This is a genomic window from Oceanisphaera pacifica (genome assembly GCF_017498065.1).
Lineage (GTDB): Bacteria > Pseudomonadota > Gammaproteobacteria > Enterobacterales > Aeromonadaceae > Oceanimonas > Oceanimonas pacifica.
Genome location: NZ_JAGDFX010000005.1, coordinates 47,402 through 66,122, shown reverse-complemented (window position 1 = coordinate 66,122; position 18,721 = coordinate 47,402). Strand labels below are relative to the sequence as shown.

Genomic DNA, 18,721 nt, shown 5'->3' with positions numbered 1-18,721 from the left:
ACGCAATGCGTTGGCCTTTTCATTTATAGTACTAAATTACGGTGTAAATGAGGGATGAATATGGACATTCATGATGTGCGACCCGGTATGATTTGCTATACCTCTGACAGTTCAGGTTATGTATTAGAAGTGGATACGCAAAGCCAATTAGTATTATTACAAAACGACCAAGCCATTCCTTTTCAAGTACATGTGAGTGAGCTAACAGACGAACCCCAACCTTCCGGACTGCTTTAAGCTGTCAGTTAAAGACTAATAGCAGCTATACGCCTTACGCTGTACGCCGTAAGATAAAGGTCAACAGCGATATGGGTCTTTGGCTTACGGCGTATGGCTATTTTTACGAAGGTAATAACTCGGTATGCAAGTCGTTGAGTACCTGGTTGGCATCGTCTTCAGGCACTAAAAAGCATAAGTTATGTGCGCTAGCGCCATAGCAGATCATGCGAATATTGATCTCAGATAACGCCTTAAACACCTGAGTACCCACGCCGTTAACTTCACTCATCCGATTACCAATTAGCGCGACTAAGGTTAGATTTTCTTCTACTTGCAGATGACAGTGTTTATCTAACTCAGCACGTACTTCATCGGTGAGTGACTCTGCACCTGAATCAAGCGTCAGTGATACACTGATCACCGACGTAGTGATTAAATCGACCGAAATTTTATGCTTGGCCAAAATACCAAATACTTCTGCCAGAAAACCGTGTACCTGAAACATACTTTGGTTAGTCAGGGTCAGTAATACCTGATTACGGCGTAATGCTAAGGCGCGAAACAGTGGCTGGCTGTTGGTGTGATTACGGATCCAAGTACCACCGGCGGCAGGGTCTTTACTTGAGCCAACAAACACCGGAATTTGCTGGCGAACAGCAGGTTGTAATGTAGCAGGGTGCAAGACTTTCGCGCCAAAGGTAGCCATTTCTGAGGCTTCGCTAAAGGTAATTTCACTAATCGGGCGTGCCTCACTGACTAATCGAGGATCTGTAGTGTAAATGCCTGGCACATCAGTCCAAATTTGGATGGCCTTTGCCCCTAGCGCTTCGCCCAGTAAGGCTGCAGAAAAGTCGCTTCCCCCACGCCCCAAGGTAGTGGTGCGGCCATCTTGGGCGCTGCCAATAAAGCCTTGGGTTACCACTAACTCATTGGCGAACAAGGGCTGAAGTTCTTTTTCCACCTCGGCTTGTAGTCTTGCTAAGTCGGGGGTGGCCCGACTAAATTTATCGTCGGTACGCATCACTTTGCGCACATCAAACCACACGGCAGGAGTACCACGGCGGCGCAGTAGCTCCACAAATAGTCGGGTCGACATTAGCTCACCTTGCGCCACTATTTCATCGTGCAGCGCGTGGGTTGGGCTAATGGCAGCGCTGTCAGCCAACTCTTTAATATATACTAATATATCTTCTATATGGCGGGTGAGCGTTTCTGGTTTCTCTAGACTATTAAGAATACCTTGTTGGATCTCGGTTAACTGTTGCAGTAGTGTCGCACGGGCATCGGGCTGATGTTCGCCAGACGCCAGCGCCACTAATATATTAGTGACGCCAGAGCTGGCACTTAATACGGCTAAGCGCGTATCTGGATTTTGTTCAAGAATGGCAGCGCAGCGCTCCATAGCATGCGCGTCTGCCACGCTGGTACCACCAAATTTAGCAACGGTTAACTGACTCACGTACAGCTCCTTGATAGGGACAAGTAATAAATATAGGTAAGGCAAAGCACTGTGCCTTACCTTTTAAGCTCAGATATTGAATGGTGTTTGCTGCACCGTAGAAGACATTTTGCTAAATGTCTGATGTAAATAAGGGTTAAATTACATCTTTCATCATGATTTTAGAACGACGCTGGTAATTATATAGCGCCTGCTTGCTCATCGGTAAAGCACTAACATCAACCGGTTCAAAACCCCGTTCTCTAAACCAATGGATAGAGCGAGTGGTCAGAATGAATAATCGACTCATGCCCCGTTTTTTTGCTTGCTCTTCGACTTTTTGTAATAGCATATCGCCTCGGCTACCGCGGCGATAGTCGGGATGAATCGCCACACATGCCATTTCGGCCATTAATTCATCAGGAAAAGGGTACAAGGCCGCACAACCAATAATAGTGCCGTCTTTTTCAATAATCGTAAATTGATCCACCTCCATTTCAAGTTGCTCGCGAGAACGACGTACTAATATGCCGTCTTCTTCTAATGGCCGTATTAAGTCTAAAATGCCGCCAATATCATCAATGCGTGCCACGCGTGCTTGCTCGGCACTTTGGTTAACCAGCTGTGTGCCTAAACCGTCACGGGTGAACAACTCTTGAATAAGTGCGCCGTCTTCTTTGTAGCTCACCAAGTGGCTGCGTGATACGCCACCGCGACAACTGGCTATTGCCGCACGCAAATAACGAGCTGTGCCCGATAAGGTATCTCCTTCGGCTATTAAGCGCTGTAAGTGCTGTTCTGCTTCGGCAGGGAAAAGCTCAGGAATGGCTTGGCCGTCTTCATCGGTTACGCCGTGCTGAGAGCAAAAGCCGATGAGCTTGGTGGCTTTGAGCTCAATAGCTAACCTGCGAGCCAGCTCTTCTGATGAGAGGTTGAAGCTTTCACCGGTTACTGAAAAGCCAATGGGTGAGATCAATACGGTTGCGTCATTGGCAAGTTGATGATTAATGGTATCGGTATGAATACGGCGTACACGGCCCGAGTGCTGATAGTCTACGCCATCATCAATGCCTAGCGGTTGGGCGGTCACAAAGTTACCAGTTACCACATTAATACGGGCATTTTGCATGGGGGTGTTAATCAGCCCCATTGATAGTCGCGCCATAATATCCATTTGTAAGCCACCGCATACATCTTTAATAATGCGAAAGCTATGTTCGTCTGTGACTCGAGTGTGTTTGTGAAACACACTCTCAAGGTGAGCCTCAGCTAAGCTTTTATCAATTTGTGGACGAGCACCAAACACAATCACTAGCCGAATACCTAGGCTGGTGAGCAGCGCGATATCGCTAACAATATTAGGAAAGTTGTCTTGTTCGATGGCTTCGCCGCCTATCATTACCACAAACGTTGAGCCTCGGTGAAGGTTGACATAAGGGCTAGACTGACGAAATGCTTTGACCAAGGCTGCATCGGTATCACGCACGGAAAATCCTTTTAAATAACTGATATCAAAGAAGCATAATCGTGAAAATTAATGCAAAAAACAAGACTAAATATGTGAATTTTTCACGGTGACTTTACTTGTTATTTTTAAATATAGAGAAGATGACTAAGCGCAAGTAATGATTAGGGAATATAGCGTAATTTAACGTTAAAAGTGCGAGCGGCTCCGAGTAATGTCATCTGCCTCGCCTCAAGCTTTATGGTAACCTGCTTACGAGGGGATGCATAGAATAACCCCCAACATAACTATAGCTAAAATAACAAGAAGAGAGACAAATATAATGCGAAGCAAACTGTGCTTATCCACACTCGGAGGGCTGTCTGTATTGTTCAGCTCGTCAGTACTGGCAGCTGATGCACCGCTAGATTTAACCACGACTTGGGTCGGTGTTTTTGCGGTCATCACCTTTATAGTGGCCTACTTATTGGTGATGGGTGAAGAGTATTTAGGCCTGCGTAAATCTAAACCCGTATTGGTGGCTGCGGGTATTATCTGGGTGGCCATTGGTTGGACTTATGTTAACCATGACTTTGGCGACTTACCTCAAGAAGCGTTTCGCCATAACTTGCTAGAGTATGCCGAATTACTGCTCTTTTTATTGGTTGCCATGACCTATATTAATGCTATGGAAGACAGAGGCTTGTTTGATGCCTTACGTAGCTGGATGATCCGTCGCGGATTTAGCTATAAATCTTTGTTTTGGCTGACCGGTATTATGGCTTTCTTTATTTCTCCGGTTGCCGATAACTTAACCACGGCCCTCTTAATGTGTGCTGTGGTGATAAAAGTGGCAGAGGGCGATAAAAAGTTTATCAACTTATGCTGTATTAATATTGTGATTGCGGCTAATGCTGGAGGAGTGTTTAGTCCTTTTGGCGATATAACCACCCTAATGGTATGGCAGTCAGGCCTTGTGGAGTTTAATGAGTTTTTTGTACTCTTTATCCCTTCTGTGCTTAATTACCTTGTACCGGCTGTGTTAATGAGTTTTGTGATTGAAAACCGCTGCCCAGTGGCTGTGTATGAGCAAGCGGTGCTCAAGCGTGGCGCTTTTAGAATTGTCTTTTTGTTTTTACTCACGGTGGCTACCGCGGTTGCCTGCCATAGTTTATTGGGGCTCCCCCCGGTGCTAGGTATGATGACCGGTTTAGGTTACTTGCAGTTCTTTGGTTACTTTTTGCGCAAGACATTGCCGCAATCTGTGGCGCGTCAAAAAGTAATGGCGGCAAAACGGGGTGATGAGGCAGCTCTAAAACGTTTAGGAAGTGTGGTGCCCTTTGATGTGTTTAGTCGTGTGGCGCGCGCAGAATGGGATACTTTGCTGTTTTTCTATGGGGTGGTGATGTGTGTGGGTGGCCTTGGTTTTATGGGCTATTTAGCACTAATGTCAGAAGCACTTTATGGCGGTTGGAATGCCACTTATGCCAATATTGCGCTAGGGGTTATATCGGCGGTAATTGATAATATTCCGGTAATGTTTGCGGTATTAACCATGGAGCCTGAGATGTCTCATGGTAACTGGTTGTTGGTGACGTTAACGGCAGGTGTGGGCGGTAGTTTACTGTCTGTTGGATCGGCTGCAGGGGTTGCCTTAATGGGGCAGGCTCGGGGCATGTATACCTTTTTTGGCCATTTAAAGTGGGCACCCGCTATCTTTTTAGGGTATGCGGTCAGTATTTTGGCCCACCTATGGCTAAACGCCGACAGCTTTAACGTGTTTGGTTAAGCACTCGTTGTTGCTTAATGTCACGCGATAAAAAGCCCCTATACTTGACATTCCGGCACCTAGTTTTTGATTTGTTTTTCTTGATACGGCTCCGCCAGTTTGATTTATTACTTCTATTTGGCGGCCGTATCATGACTACTCCTTTTTATCGCCTCAAGGATCACGACCATCTAAGCCTAGTGGCGGGCATGTGCTGTGAACTCGGCCTAGCACGGATTGTGGGTGGATGCTGCCTTACCGAAGCATCATGTTACTCAGTTAGGCTTAAATAGTAGCGCCGTTACTACCTAACTATTTATTCTTAAATCAGGTGTGGAATGTCGGTTATAAAGCTTATATATGAATTTAGTGTCTAAATAAGAGGTGGATGATGAGTATTCAAACCCTAGAGCCAAGGCTGGCCGATGTCGGCGGTATTCCGATTGCCCGTTTATTACCCAATAGGGGGAAACAGCCTATCGGTGCATGGTGCTTTTTAGACCACGCTGGCCCCGCTGACTTTGATGAAGATGATTTAGGCATGCAAGTTGGTCGTCATCCCCATACCAACCTGCAAACCTTTAGCTGGATGTTAAATGGTGAAGTGCTGCATAAAGATAGCTTAGGTAATGAGCTATCTTTACTAAGAATCAAGTCAATGTCATGACCGCAGGTACGGGGCTGGGCCAAGGTATCAGCCATACTGAGCAAAGTGTCTTTCCAGAAACTGGTGGCTCATCCGATGCGGCGCGTGCTATCAGTATGGTACAGCTCTGGATTGCGCTACCAACAGATCAAAAAATTGAGCGTAGCTTCCATCATTATCCAGAGCTACCAACGTGGACGGAAGAGGGTGTTGAGATGATCCTGACCACCGGTAGCTATACCAATGCATCAGGTCAGCACTTTCAAGCGCCTACTATCCAATACTCTAGGTTGGTCGGCATCGACGTGTACTTTACCCAAGATGGCGAGGCGACACTGACTTTAGAGCCAGGCTTTGAATACGGCGTCTTAGTTTCAGAGGGTGAGATAGAATCTGAAGGAAAGGTATGTAAGCAGGATCAACTGTTTCGTTTCCACGATAGCGATGTTGCTAATAACGAAAGCATCAAATTATTTGCTAAAAAAGGCACACGGGTGATGTTTATTGGCGGTGAACCATTAAATAACCAAGTCTTACTCTGGTGGAACTTCGCTGCTGATAATAAGGAAGAGCTCGAACAGTCAATTACCGATTGGAATAACGGCCATGAGCGTTTTGGTGATGTGGACTCTAATACGCAACGTTTACTAGCGCCTGATTTACCTCAAGGCTTTAAAGGTTGATTACCATTTCGCTTTATAACTTAGCTTTTAATCACTTAAACTCATAAATTATATCATAGACACCAGAGCACCCCGTAAGTCGAGCACTTTCAGTAGCGTTGGAATGATAGTGATTTCGTTGCTTTTACTGTCTACCTGCTCTAGTGCCATCTTATTTGCTGAGTAATATGCATTGACCATCTATATAGTCGCGTTACGATCTTTTCTAGTGGCTTTGCTACGGCTACACCGCCGGCAAGTATAGTTACGATTAGAGGCGAAAGCTTAGGCCACATGACTAAGTTATTGGGATTTGCTTGGGCTTGATTTGGGTGCTGGAAAGCACCATCATAGCTTATTACTTAACTGGTCACTGGAGTTATGCGGCCGATGGCCACCAGTCGTCCTTTCTATTACGACTTAACTTCCATGACATGGGTGCAGCTAAACTCAACGGTAGTAAGTCTTACACTCTGTTAATGACTTGAAGTTGCTATGTATTCTGTAGTTTTAGACTTTATTAGCAGCATTAAGTTTACTAAAGGAAACCATCATGTCCGATGAAATATTGAACAAAGGCAAATGTCCAGTAACACATCTGACAACCGCTTTTGGTGCTCCGGTTGTTGACAACCAGAACTCGATGACCGCTGGGAAGCGTGGGCCTGTATTAGTTCAGGATGTCTGGCTCAACGAAAAACTTGCAAACTTTGTGCGTGAGGTTATCCCTGAGCGCCGCATGCACGCCAAAGGCTCTGGTGCGTTCGGCACGTTTACCGTAACTCATGATATCACACGCTATACGCGAGCTAGTATTTTTAGTGAAGTAGGTAAAAAGACCGAAATGTTTGCCCGTTTTAGCACTGTGGCGGGGGAGCGTGGCGCAGCCGATGCTGAACGTGATATTCGCGGCTTCGCACTCAAGTTCTACACTGAACAAGGCAACTGGGACATGGTGGGTAACAACACGCCTGTGTTCTTTATGCGGGATGCTAAGAAGTTTCCAGATCTGAATAAAGCGGTAAAGCGTGATCCGAAAACTAATATGCGCTCGCCGACGAACAACTGGGATTTTTGGACGCTTTTGCCAGAAGCTCTGCACCAAGTGACTGTGGTGATGTCGGACCGTGGCATTCCCAAGAGCTACCGACACATGCATGGTTTTGGTAGTCATACCTACAGTTTCTGGAACGAGGCAGGTGAGCGTTATTGGGTGAAATTCCACTTTAGAACCCAGCAGGGAATTGAGAATTTGACTGATGCCGAGGCTGCAGCAGTTGTTGCTGATGATCGTGAAAGCAATCAGCGGGACCTGTATGAAGCGATTGAGCGTGACGAGTTCCCACGTTGGAAAATGTATATACAAGTGATGCCTGAAACCGACGCTGAAACCTACCATGTGCATCCATTTGATCTGACCAAGGTTTGGCCAAAAGGGGACTACCCGCTCATTGAGGTTGGTGAATTTGAGTTGAACCGAAATCCAGAAAACTACCATATGGATGTAGAGCAGGCGGCCTTTTCGCCCTCGAATCTTGTCCCTGGCATCAGCGTCTCCCCAGACAAGATGCTTCAGACGCGGCTCATCAATTATCCCGATTCGCAAAGATACCGCTTGGGCGTAAACTATCAGCAGGTACCGGTTAATGCAGCTAAATGTCCGGTTATGAGCAATCATCGGGATGGCTCTAGCAGGGCTGATGATAATTATGGCAGCTTGCCGCATTATCAGCCAAATAGCTTCGGCCAATGGAAAGATCAGCCGGAATATGCCGAGCCACCATTTAAGATTGACGGGGATGCGGCCATGTTCGATTTCCGTGAGGATGATGACGATTATTACAGCCAGCCGCGCAAGCTGTTTCAACTAATGACTTCTGAGCAGCAACAGGTATTGTTTGAAAATACGGCACGAAATATGGGCGATGCTCCAGACTTCATTAAACAACGCCATATTGATAACTGTACCCGCTGCGATCCTGACTATGGCGCCGGAGTTGCCAAGGCGCTGGGCATGTCGGTTAAGTCTCTAGGTACGCTGTCTTCCAAACCTGAGTTGGCAGAGTAACGCTAGCCGCATAATAGGAGCCCTTCGCAAAGGTGACATGGCTCCTAATCTCAGCTCTTAATAGGAAAAGGGTAGCTAAACAGTTGCCCTAGCCTTGAGCTTTAGGTAGTTCTGAGCTGAGCTCGATAACACAAAAAAGGAACTCTAGCGGTATTGATGCTTTCTATAAAAGACACCATCAAGGGTGTTATTAATATCCTTGATGGTGTCTGGGCTTCGAGGGAATTGAAACTGCTACTTGTTTAGCTTAGCGGCAATTTGCGCCACATGAGCACCTTGGTGACGAGCAATAGTCAACTCTCGAGCATCGGGTTGGCGAGAGCCATCACCGCCGGCAATGGTTGATGCGCCATAAGGGGTGCCACCACTCACTTGAGAAATATCAAACAGCTCTGGTGTGGTATAACCAATTGGCACTATGACCATGCCGTGATGGGCCAGCGTGGTCCAAGTGGAAGTAATGGTCATTTCTTGGCCACCGCCAGTGCCGGTTGAAGTGAATACGCTAGCCACTTTTCCAGCCAGTGCACCTTTGGCCCATAGGCCACCGGTTTGGTCGAAAAAGTTACGCATCTGAGCCGACATATTACCAAAGCGTGTTGGCGTGCCCACGATAATGGCATCGTATTCCGCTAACTCTGCCGGGGTGGCCACAGGGGCGGCTTGTTCAGTTTTACCGCCGGCATTTTTGAATACGTCCGTATCCATGGTTTCAGGAACTCGCTTAACGGTCACTTCTACTCCAGCAACGCTACCTGCCCCCTCGGCAACGGCATTGGCCATGGTTTCGATATGCCCGTACATTGAGTGATATAGCACTAATACGTTTGCCATGTTTGTATCCTTCTTAGATAGGTTTTGCTGGTTGGATTCATTTATCCTACTGTAAGTCGCGTGGTTTATGCCACCTCTACCAGTACAATTTCGCTGTCTTGTTGTGCAATAACGTGCAATAACGGCTCGTCATGAATGGCAACGCCATCGCCGGCAGTGACGAGTACGCCGTTAATTTCAATCTGACCACTGGCCGGAACAAGATATGCTTTGCGCCCTTTAGCAAGCGAGTAGCGAGTACTTTGTCCCGTTTTTAGGGTTGCTGCTACCAAGCGGGCGTCGGCACGAATGGGTAGCGCCTCGGTATCAATAGCGAAACCACTGGCAAGGGTAACAAAGTCACCACTTAGCTCCCCTTTGGGAAAAGGCTTGGTGCCCCATTTGGGTGGCAAGCCTTTTTCGTTGGGCATAATCCATATTTGAAAGATCTGCGAGGTCTCATTTTCGGTATTCATCTCACTATGAGCAATGCCGGTGCCAGCACTCATCACCTGCACATTACCAGCGGCAGTGCGGCCGCTATTGCCCAAGTTGTCTTGATGCGTGATAGCCCCCTTGCGCACGTAAGTGATAATTTCCATATCGCGATGAGGGTGCGGCGGAAAACCTGAATGTGCAGCAATAGTGTCATCGTTCCACACTCTTAGCTGCCCCCAACCCATACGCTGGGGGTGGTAATAATCGGCAAATGAAAAATGGTGGCGAGTATCTAGCCAGCCATGCTGCGCGCCGCCCAATTCGCGATAGGGTCTTAATTCAATCATGCAAAACCTCCTGCTATATGTTGGTGGTGGCGGTCAGTGAGTTATGGGATCAGTACTATCTTCTGTGAACTGCCTTGGCTGATTTGCTGATAGGCATCCACCGCCTCAGACAGTGGACGTTCGATAAAATCGTTAATCAGAGGGACGCCATCGGGAAAAGCAGCGCCTATTTTTGTAAGCATGGCCGCGCAATCTTCTAGGCTATAAAGCAGAGAGTTAATGCCAATAATAGAGCCTCCACGGCGGTATAAATTTAAAGGGGATAACATGATCTGGTCATCTGTTGGGGCGGCAATAACTGCAATGCGGCCAAATACGTCTAGGCTAGTTACGGCTGCTGTTAGCCAGTAGCCTGTGGTGTCAACGATCACTTGTGGTGCTTGCTGGTGAAAGTGCTCCCTTGCTTGGTCGGCTAGCTGTGCTGCTTCCGTTAACTTAAACGCCTTGATATTTTGAGCTTGTAGGGTGTGCACCACATCACTACGACGTGCAGCCATTACTACCTCGGCGCCTCTGGCTCGGGCGAGGTGTTGTGCTGCGCGTGCCACCGCACCTGCTCCAATAATCAGCAAACGTGTTTTTTCCTGAACTTGGCTACGCTCAAGAGCATCCCAAGCAGTGATTAATGGCACGCCACAGCTGGCCGCTTGAGCAAAGCTTAGAGAGGCGGGTAAAGGGGCGACGGCATCGGCTGGCAACACAACATATTGCGCATGACAGCCATCCCGATAAAAGCCAAAGCCTTTGCCAGTTCCACCCCACACCGCCTTGCCTTTTAGCTCTGCAGGCCCACTGATCACCACACCGGCAAAATCTCGGCCGGGAATACGTGGCGTGCTAGTGTAAGGAAACAGTCCCAGTAGGTTTTTGATGTCGCTTGGGTTGATGCCCGTTGCCCGTATCTCGACCAATACTTCACCGTCTTTAGGTTGGGGAGTGGGCAACTCACGCAACTGTAATGCGTCTACCGTACCGGTTGTTGAAAACTGTAATGCTTGCATCATGTACCTCAATCACTGAATGGGAACTGAAGCTGAGCAATAAACTAAGACATCGCTCAGCTCGCTTAGCTGTTAATGGCGCAGTGTTTATCCGCGCCCGTGGGGTGCATCGAGATTTAGCTCAGGGCCAATAGGTACCACGCCTGTGGGGTTAATGGTGTTATGGCTGCGGTAATAATGTGCTTTGATATGTTTCATATTGACCGTGTCGGCCACACCAGGCCATTGATAGAGCTCGCGTAAATAACTGCTTAAATGCGGGTAGTCGGCAATTTGCTTGATATTGCACTTAAAGTGACAGTGGTACACAGCATCAAAACGCACCAGCGTGGTGAATAAGCGCCAATCTGCTTCGGTAATGGTGTCGCCTAGTAAATAGCGATGTGTTGATAGTCGCTGCTCTAACTCATCTAAAGTAGCGAACAAAGGGGCCACCGCCTCTTCATAGGCGTGTTGCGTGGTGGCAAATCCCGCTTTATAGACACCGTTGTTCACCCTGTTGTAGATTTGTTCATTCAGGCTATCAATATCTGCGCGCAGCGCTTCTGGATAGTAATCACTAGGCTTGGCCCCAACCTCGTCAAAAGCCGAGTTAAACATGCGAATAATCTCAGATGACTCGTTGCTCACCATGACATTTTGCTGTTTATCCCACAGGACAGGGATGGTCACCCGACCGCTGTATTTAGGATCTGCCTGGGTATAAATCTGGTGCATATACTTGGCTTGAAACAGCGGATCAGCGACGACGCCTGTATCTTCGATAAAGGTCCAGTCATGTTCACGCATATAGGGGTTGACCACTGACACTGAAATCATCGACTCCAGTCCTTTGAGTTTACGGAAGATCAGCGTGCGATGTGCCCACGGGCAGGCTAAAGACACGTATAAATGATAACGCCCCGCCTCAGCTTTAAAGCCTGCTTCGCCGCTCGGGCCAACACTACCGTCAGCCGTCACCCAGTTGCGAAACTGTGACTCACTGCGCTCGAATTTACCGCCAGTGGAGTCAGTGTCGTACCATTGGTCATGCCATTGACCGTCTACTAATAAGCCCATAATGGAGCCTCCATTTGTTTTCTTGATACATTGAGGAAACTAGATTTTCTCAATGACTTTTCTATGTGTGTTGTCGTTATCCACTTAATTTATAAAGAAACAGAGTATTCTTAACGTATAAGGTGACTCAGCTGACGATCCAGTGAAAATTTACCACCTCCACTAAAGAGTAAGGCGATAGAAATTGCGAGTAACGCAAGGCCAAACTCGTAGCCGTTATTGCTTATAAATAGTCCATTAGGTAAATGCACTGTGATAATGGCAACCAGCATGGCCACTGTTAACGCCAAGGCCGCAGGGCGGGTAAGCAAACCGAGTAGTAAGGCGATGCCGCCAAAAAACTCTGCACTGCCTGCAGCTAGTGCCATTAGATAGCCAGGCTCAAGTCCAATGGATGCCATCCACTGCCCTGTCCCTGCTAAGCCACCCCCTCCGAAGCTACCAAAGAGCTTTTGTGCTCCATGGGCGATAAAAATAATGCCACCCGCAATACGTAACACTAGGCTGCTTATACTATTGTTTGTGGCCAGCATGCGCTGAATAACTGCTTTGTTCATCATCACTCCCCTAGTAATATCAATTTTATTGTTCTATATAGATACAGTAACAATGGAGCTAACTTATAAAAAACGGAAAGATTTGATGTTAATGGTCAGTTTATTTGAACTATAGGCTTACTTATTACGTTAGCATCGCTCCAGACGTTGGACGCCATCGAGCGTCGTCAGAGTTTTGCCGCCTAAGAGTTGCACCGCGTTCCCTCAGCCATTTCTTACACTATTAACAAACTCGAAGAGGATTTAGGTGTAGAGCTGTTTGAGCGCAGCCGTCATAAAGCTGAACTCACCGCTATTGGTCATTTAGTTCTAGAGCAAGGTCGGAAAATCCTAACGGCGGCAGAAGAGCTGACCACCCAGGCTCGCCAAGCCGCAGATGGGTGGGAAGTACAGCTGCGTATTTGTATTGAGAGCATACTTAGCTGCGATGCAATTTATGACTTAATAGAAGAGTTTCAGAAAATTCAGCCCAAGACTGAAATACGCCTTAGTGAAAAATGATAGTGCAGCTTTCAACTTTATACACTTATCTTAACAAGCCTTTTATTATCAGTACTTTGTGCAAAGCTCGATGTTTTCGCCGGAAGTACCATCCTTTAGGTGACGCGAAAGTAAAGCCTCGGAGCCAGTGTTGGTACCTTTTGTCCGCCACTCTAAAGCCTCTCCAACATAACGCGAGCCACTGCCAGAAACCGCAATTTGCATTTTGTAGGCGTTATTCTGATATTGAATCATAGCAACGTCGCTAGCGGGGTAGTTTACAATGATTTGCTCGCCGCTTACGCACTGATAGTTATGTGTAAGTGAGGATGTATTTGTCTGCTCAGCTAGGTTATTTGACGAAACGCTTTCACAGGCAGAAAGAAAAAAGATAGAAGAAATAATCAAAGGTGCAACTGTTTTCATGTCAGACTCAAATTTAATAGTGTGTTATGTGAGGTTACTTGATTGCCCAAGCTTTCAGCCAAATTTAATTACTTCATCGGCATCGTTGTCAAGGTAAAGGCCTTCTTTTGGGAGCAGCTCTACAAAAAGACTCATCGACACGGCGTCTCGCTGCCGTAACCTATTAAAAACTGAGCCAAGCTGACACCTTTTTAAACTTTTCATCACAGTCGTGCTTACTTAGTAGCCACTACTTTTAATGTAGTGGCTTAAGTCAAGCTGAACATCATAAGTGGTCAAGTAAGCTTATCTTGCTGGCTTTATAAAAAACGAAAGGACTAACCCGCTAGCTGCCAGTCCAATCCCCAGAATAAAAGCCGTTTGTACGCCTGCAGTTAATGAAGTACTTGCGATAGAGGGGGCTGATGGATCTGTAATATTCTCCAAGTAGGTAGCTTGAGACGCAGACATTATTGTGATCGCCAAGGCTGTTCCTACAGAGCCTGATACTTGCATTAAAGTATTGATCAAGGCTGTTCCATCTGGGTAAAGACTTCTGGGTAACTGGTTTAACCCATTAGTCTGTGCCGGCATCATGACCAAAGACACACCAATCATGAGGCCTGAATGCAAAAAGATCACCATCAGGCTAGATGTTTCAGTTGTGACATTCGATAAGTTCCACAACATAACCAACATCATGATAAATCCAGGCGTAATAAGCCATTTGGGACCATATGCATCAAAGGCACGTCCTACGAAGAGAGATAAAGCGCCATTTAATGCGCCCCCAGGCATGAGTACCAAGCCCGCAGCAAGAGCAGATATTCCGATCCCAATTTGTAAGTATAAAGGCAAAAGAATCATGGTTGATAGAATAATCATAAACGTGGCGACCACACAAAGTATACCTAAGGTAAACATGGGGTATTTAAAGACACGTAAGTCTAACATTGGGCTATCAAGCTTTAGCTGTCTGAATGAAAATATAACGAGAGAGCTTAAAGAAATTAAAATGGCACTAATAACAAAGATATTTCCCCAGCCTTTATCACCTGCAATACTAAAACCGTACACTAGCCCACCAAAACCTAAAGTTGATAGAAAAATGGAAAGAAAGTCTATTTTAGGCTTAGTCAGTACCGAAACATTCTGCATAAAAACTAAGCCGTAGATTAATGAGAAAACGAGAAACGGAACGATCAGCCAAAGAATCCAGTTCCAGCTCAACATTTCAATGATAAGCCCTGATGTGGCTGGGCCAACAGCGGGTGCTGACATCATAACAAGGCCAATCAGTCCCATTACAGTACCTCGTCTATAGATAGGGAAAATGATTAGTGCAGTGTTAAACATCAATGGTATTAATAAACCGGTTCCCACGGCCTGAATGACACGACCTAAAAGCAGCACACCAAAGGAAGGTGCCACACCTGAAACTATCGCGCCAGCAATGGAAAAGAGTAACGAGGCGACAAATAATTGCCGAGTACTAAACCATTGTATTAACAGTGCGGAAACAGGGATGAGTATCCCCATCGTCAGTAAATAACCGGTGGTTATCCATTGTACTGTTGAAGATGTGACGTCTAATTCAATCATTAAACGACCAAGGGCCATGTTTAAGGCTGTTTCACTAAATAGTCCGATAAACCCTGCTATTAAAAAGGAGATTAATATTGGGTACGGTTTTATAGCACTTTGATCATGCTCACTTATAGCTGTAGACATTAAAAATCTCTTTGTTAGTAAACTGAATTGTTTTGTATCTAGATAACCTTCTACTTACTTTTTTATAAGTAAAAATGGGATCTGTTCGGCTATTACTTCAAGTGGCTTACCGCTTTTCGTCGTTAAAGCTAAAAGAATCCCGCCTTCGGTAAGCGCATGAAAAACGACGGCTAAGCTTGCAGATTGCTGCTCGCTGTAGCCTGCCTCAATGAACTTATCTACATAAATGGATTGCCAGTCCTTAAACGTCGCTTCACATGCCAGTCGTATTGGTTCGCTCGTAGAGTGCTTTTCTCCAGCAATGGTTCCAATAGGAGAGCCTATGGGATCGCCACCTTCCCCGAATACTCTAGATAATTCATATACATAAGCTTGAAAAGCATCCATTGGATTGGCGGTGCTAGCAAAAACGCCCTTAATGTCCTCCATGACAAGTTCTTTTGTATTATTAATCGCTGCAGTTGCGAGCTGCTCTTTACCTTTTGGAAAGTAATGATACAAGGAGCCTTTAGGGATCCCACTTGCCTCAATGATGTCATTCAAGCCCACCGCACAGTATCCTCGAGCTTTAAAAAGGCGTGATGCCGTGGCAATTAGCACGTCTTTTGGCTTTGTTTTTTCGCTCACTATTAATCCCTCGCATCAGAATTATATCAACTGGTCTATTATTATGGTGTGGGATAGTTTACTCTCTGTCAATGCTAACTTCCTTACAATCACTTTTTTGCAGCTCGAGAGTATTCACTTGTCAGTGATTAATAGGCCCTTATTTTGTAGAAAGGCAATTAATTTGGAGATGCACAATGAGTAATGTTGAAACCATAAAAGCTGAACATGCCTCGTCTACAACAATGAATCCTGAGTCTATTGTTACGACGAATTGGCTTGCGGTGACTATGGTGGTTGCCGCTTTTATACTGATTTTAAATAGATCAATTATTTAGTGTGTTTGGTATTAGTACTACCTAAAGTACTACCGTGCATAATGTGCAATAAAAAGCCCCAGCACATGGGCTGAGGCTTTGTATTTATGTCGCTACTAATACGCCTTATATTACTGAGGCTTTGTTAGCGGTGCTTGCTTGTCTTCTGCGGGGCGGCGTCGGCGTTGTAGCCAAACCACCAGTGCGAGTACTAAGAAGCCTGGGATCCACATTAGTTCTTTTAGCCAGCGCTCTGTAGGAGCCTTAACCAAGAGTATTTCTTGATCAAAGTCTAACCCTAAGTCGGCAGCAGGGCTATTAAAGGCCACGCTATCGACCAATACCTTGCCATCATCTTCATACAGCATTAAGCCCAGCTTTTGCATGCGCTCTTCACCGGTTTCACCTGCTGGCACGGGGAGTAGCATACTAAACTCTTGGTACTCGCCCACTGCATCTAAGCCGCCTACGCGCAGGCGAAGCTGACTTTCAGCATCTACGCTGCCCATCACCTGCTCAAGCTGAGTGGGCGCAATATCACGATAAGGGTCGTGTAGCATATCGGTCCAAAAGCCTGGGCGGAACAAGGTAAAGGCAACCAGTAGTAAGAGCACGCCTTCATACCAGCGGCTGCGTACTAAAAAGAAGCCTTGGGTACCGGCGGCAAATATCAGCATGGCGGCGGTTGAAATAATAAAGATCAATACCCCGTGCCAAAAGCTCACATCAATTAATAGTAGGTCAGTATTAAAGATGAATAAAAAGGGCAGGGCAGCGGTACGCAGGCTGTAATAGAATGCCGTTAGGCCAGTTTTGATGGGAGCCCCTTTAGACACGGCAGCAGCAGCAAAAGATGCCAAGCCCACTGGCGGTGTCACATCCGCCATAATGCCAAAGTAGAATACAAACAAATGCACGGCCACCAGTGGCACAATTAAGCCGTTTTGCTGGCCTAAAGTCACGACCACAGGCGCCAGCAGGCTAGAAACCACAATATAGTTGGCGGTGGTGGGTAAGCCCATGCCTAAGATCAGGCTAAATACCGCAATTAGCATCAGCATCAGCAGCAGGTTACCCATAGATAGCAGCTCAACTAAATCTGCTAATACTAAGCCCACCCCTGTTTGTGATACTGCACCAACAATAAGGCCCGCAGCCGCAGTGGCAATACCAATGCCAATCATATTACGGGCGCCGGCCAGTAAGCCTTCGCGCAAATCAATAAGGCCATCTACAAAGTTGCCATGATCGTGCAGGCCATCGGTGCGCATCCAGCTAAGCAGCGGGCGCTGGGTCAGCAGAATAAACACCAACATCATGCTGCCCCAAAAAGCCGATAAACCTGGCGATAACCGCTCCACCATCAAGCACCATACTAATACCACCACCGGCAGTAAGAAGTGTAAGCCCGATAGTAGTACAGCACGGGTTTGTGGGAGTGAGTCTAGGGGCGCATTGGGATCTTCTGGGGCCAGCGGAGCGACACTGGCAGCAATTTTTAATAAGCCCAAGTAGGCAATGGCCAGTAATACCCCCACGCCTTCGAGTAAATAGTTACCTAATACCGGCTTTAACCAGCCAAGGCCATAATAAACCGCCAGCGATAATCCGCTGATTAAAGCAGCACCAAAGGCAAAGCCCGTTAAACGGCGTAACCAAGGCTTAGGCTGATAGCCTTCAATGGGTTGCAGCCCCAGTTTTAACGACTCTAGATGCACAATATAGAGCAGTGCAATATAAGAAATCGCCGCGGGTAAAAAAGCATGCTTGATGATTTCAACATAAGGCATGCCAATGTATTCCACCATCAAAAACGCGGCAGCCCCCATTACGGGTGGCATTATTTGCCCATTCACCGAAGACGCCACCTCAACTGCCCCGGCTTTTTCAGCAGAAAAGCCAGTGCGCTTCATCATGGGAATGGTAAAGGTGCCCGTGGTTACCACGTTAGCAATGGATGAGCCTGAGATCATGCCGGTTAAGCCTGATGCTACCACGGCGGCTTTTGCTGGGCCGCCACGCAAATGGCCTAACAAACTAAAGGCTAATTGGATAAAGTAGTTACCTGCCCCTGCGCGCTCTAATAATGCACCAAAGAGCACAAACAAAAATACAAAACTGGTGGACACCCCAAGCGCAATGCCAAATACCCCCTCTGTGGTGATCCATTGGTGGTTGGCTAGGGCATGAAAGCTAACACCACGGTGGGCTAATAAGCTCGGCATATAAGGGCCGGCTAAGCTATAAGCTAAAAAGACCAGTGCAATAATCGCCAAAGGTGGCCCTAATGCGCGGCGCGTCGCTTCTAGCAATAATACGATGCCCACACAGGCGGTAACCAGATCTGGTGTGGTTAAATTGCCGGGGCGTTGTGATAAATCCTGATAAAAAATAAATAAATACGCGGCACTGGCAGCAGCTACCAAGCCAATGGCGAGATCAATAATAGGCACGCGATTTCGCGGGGAAGATTTAAACGCAGGAAACACTAAAAAGGTCAGTAACAACGCAAAAGCGAGGTGAATGGAGCGTGTTTCTGTGCTGTTAAAGACGCCAAAACCCACCATGAACGGCAGTGGCGAGGCGATCCAGAGCTGAAATAAAGACCAGAACAATGCCAAGCTGGCAATTACTTTAGCCATGATCCCACCGGGATTACGGGCGCCCACATCTTGGGCTATCAGCTCCTCTACGGAGAGTTTTTTATCTGACATAGGGTGGT

The 18,721-nt window shown here is 46.7% G+C and carries 18 protein-coding genes and 1 pseudogene; 7 read left to right on the top strand and 12 right to left on the bottom strand.

The window, feature by feature from the left end; translation table 11 throughout:
- Positions 1–60: 60 nt before the first annotated feature.
- The gene (locus J3U76_RS05400) at positions 61–237 is read left to right on the top strand and encodes a hypothetical protein (protein ID WP_208004880.1); all 177 of its coding nucleotides are present in this window, start codon (positions 61–63) and stop codon (positions 235–237) included.
- 103 nt (positions 238–340) lie between these two features.
- Here J3U76_RS05400 and lysC read toward each other — a convergent pair whose 3' ends face one another.
- Both lysC and argA read right to left on the bottom strand, forming a co-directional pair.
- Positions 341–1,678, bottom strand: coding sequence for a lysine-sensitive aspartokinase 3 (lysC, locus tag J3U76_RS05395; protein ID WP_208004879.1), 1,338 nt, complete (start codon positions 1,676–1,678; stop codon positions 341–343).
- A gap of 136 nt (positions 1,679–1,814) precedes the next feature.
- Positions 1,815–3,143 carry an amino-acid N-acetyltransferase gene (gene argA, locus J3U76_RS05390; protein ID WP_208004878.1) on the bottom strand — a complete coding sequence of 443 codons (1,329 nt, stop codon included), beginning with the start codon at positions 3,141–3,143 and terminating at the stop codon, positions 1,815–1,817.
- 301 nt (positions 3,144–3,444) lie between these two features.
- Here argA and nhaD point away from each other — a divergent pair, with 301 nt between their 5' ends.
- From nhaD to J3U76_RS05375, 3 genes are all read left to right on the top strand, one after another.
- Positions 3,445–4,890 (top strand): sodium:proton antiporter NhaD, encoded by a 1,446-nt coding sequence (gene nhaD, locus J3U76_RS05385; RefSeq protein ID WP_208004877.1) that lies wholly within the window; start codon positions 3,445–3,447, stop codon positions 4,888–4,890.
- Positions 4,891–5,257: 367 nt separating this feature from the next.
- Complete coding sequence (locus J3U76_RS05380; RefSeq protein WP_208004872.1) at positions 5,258–5,536, top strand: pirin family protein; 279 nt, start codon at positions 5,258–5,260, stop codon at positions 5,534–5,536.
- Positions 5,533–6,198: a pirin family protein gene (locus J3U76_RS05375; protein WP_208004870.1), complete on the top strand. Its 666-nt coding sequence runs from the start codon at positions 5,533–5,535 to the stop codon at positions 6,196–6,198. The genes J3U76_RS05380 and J3U76_RS05375 overlap by 4 nt, the downstream gene beginning before the upstream one ends.
- A 54-nt stretch (positions 6,199–6,252) precedes the next feature.
- On the opposite strand, the pseudogene J3U76_RS14425 reads toward J3U76_RS05375, so the two are convergent.
- Positions 6,253–6,420: pseudogene (locus tag J3U76_RS14425) on the bottom strand (ISAs1 family transposase); the annotation flags it as partial.
- 310 nt (positions 6,421–6,730) lie between these two features.
- Between J3U76_RS14425 and J3U76_RS05370 the strand changes: the two are divergent.
- Positions 6,731–8,245, top strand: a complete 1,515-nt coding sequence (locus J3U76_RS05370; RefSeq protein ID WP_208004868.1) for a catalase — start codon at positions 6,731–6,733, stop codon at positions 8,243–8,245.
- 234 nt (positions 8,246–8,479) lie between these two features.
- Here J3U76_RS05370 and wrbA read toward each other — a convergent pair whose 3' ends face one another.
- From wrbA to J3U76_RS05345, 5 genes are all read right to left on the bottom strand, one after another.
- Complete coding sequence (wrbA, locus tag J3U76_RS05365) at positions 8,480–9,079, bottom strand: NAD(P)H:quinone oxidoreductase (RefSeq protein ID WP_208004866.1); 600 nt, start codon at positions 9,077–9,079, stop codon at positions 8,480–8,482.
- A gap of 65 nt (positions 9,080–9,144) precedes the next feature.
- Entirely contained in the window at positions 9,145–9,843 is a 699-nt protein-coding gene (locus tag J3U76_RS05360) for a pirin family protein (protein ID WP_208004862.1), read from the bottom strand.
- A gap of 41 nt (positions 9,844–9,884) precedes the next feature.
- Entirely contained in the window at positions 9,885–10,847 is a 963-nt protein-coding gene (locus J3U76_RS05355; protein ID WP_208004860.1) for a quinone oxidoreductase family protein, read from the bottom strand.
- Between the two features lie 84 nt (positions 10,848–10,931).
- Complete coding sequence (locus tag J3U76_RS05350; RefSeq protein ID WP_208004859.1) at positions 10,932–11,903, bottom strand: glutathione S-transferase family protein; 972 nt, start codon at positions 11,901–11,903, stop codon at positions 10,932–10,934.
- Positions 11,904–12,013: 110 nt separating this feature from the next.
- Complete coding sequence (locus tag J3U76_RS05345; RefSeq protein WP_208004857.1) at positions 12,014–12,460, bottom strand: DoxX family protein; 447 nt, start codon at positions 12,458–12,460, stop codon at positions 12,014–12,016.
- A gap of 189 nt (positions 12,461–12,649) precedes the next feature.
- On the opposite strand from J3U76_RS05345, the gene J3U76_RS05340 reads away from it, so the two are divergent.
- Complete coding sequence (locus J3U76_RS05340; protein ID WP_208004850.1) at positions 12,650–12,961, top strand: LysR family transcriptional regulator; 312 nt, start codon at positions 12,650–12,652, stop codon at positions 12,959–12,961.
- Between the two features lie 48 nt (positions 12,962–13,009).
- Here J3U76_RS05340 and J3U76_RS05335 read toward each other — a convergent pair whose 3' ends face one another.
- The 3 genes from J3U76_RS05335 to J3U76_RS05325 all read right to left on the bottom strand — a co-directional run bounded on the left by J3U76_RS05335 (position 13,010) and on the right by J3U76_RS05325 (position 15,703).
- Complete coding sequence (locus tag J3U76_RS05335) at positions 13,010–13,366, bottom strand: MliC family protein (protein WP_208004849.1); 357 nt, start codon at positions 13,364–13,366, stop codon at positions 13,010–13,012.
- Between the two features lie 285 nt (positions 13,367–13,651).
- The gene (locus tag J3U76_RS05330) at positions 13,652–15,076 is read right to left on the bottom strand and encodes an MDR family MFS transporter (protein WP_208004847.1); all 1,425 of its coding nucleotides are present in this window, start codon (positions 15,074–15,076) and stop codon (positions 13,652–13,654) included.
- 54 nt (positions 15,077–15,130) lie between these two features.
- Positions 15,131–15,703, bottom strand: coding sequence for an LmrA/YxaF family transcription factor (locus J3U76_RS05325; protein ID WP_208004845.1), 573 nt, complete (start codon positions 15,701–15,703; stop codon positions 15,131–15,133).
- A gap of 176 nt (positions 15,704–15,879) precedes the next feature.
- Between J3U76_RS05325 and J3U76_RS05320 the strand changes: the two genes are divergently transcribed.
- Positions 15,880–16,020: a hypothetical protein gene (locus J3U76_RS05320; protein WP_208004843.1), complete on the top strand. Its 141-nt coding sequence runs from the start codon at positions 15,880–15,882 to the stop codon at positions 16,018–16,020.
- Between the two features lie 110 nt (positions 16,021–16,130).
- On the opposite strand, the gene J3U76_RS05315 is transcribed toward J3U76_RS05320, so the two are convergent.
- Complete coding sequence (locus tag J3U76_RS05315; protein WP_208004836.1) at positions 16,131–18,713, bottom strand: TRAP transporter permease; 2,583 nt, start codon at positions 18,711–18,713, stop codon at positions 16,131–16,133.
- Between the last annotated feature and the right edge of the window lie 8 nt (positions 18,714–18,721).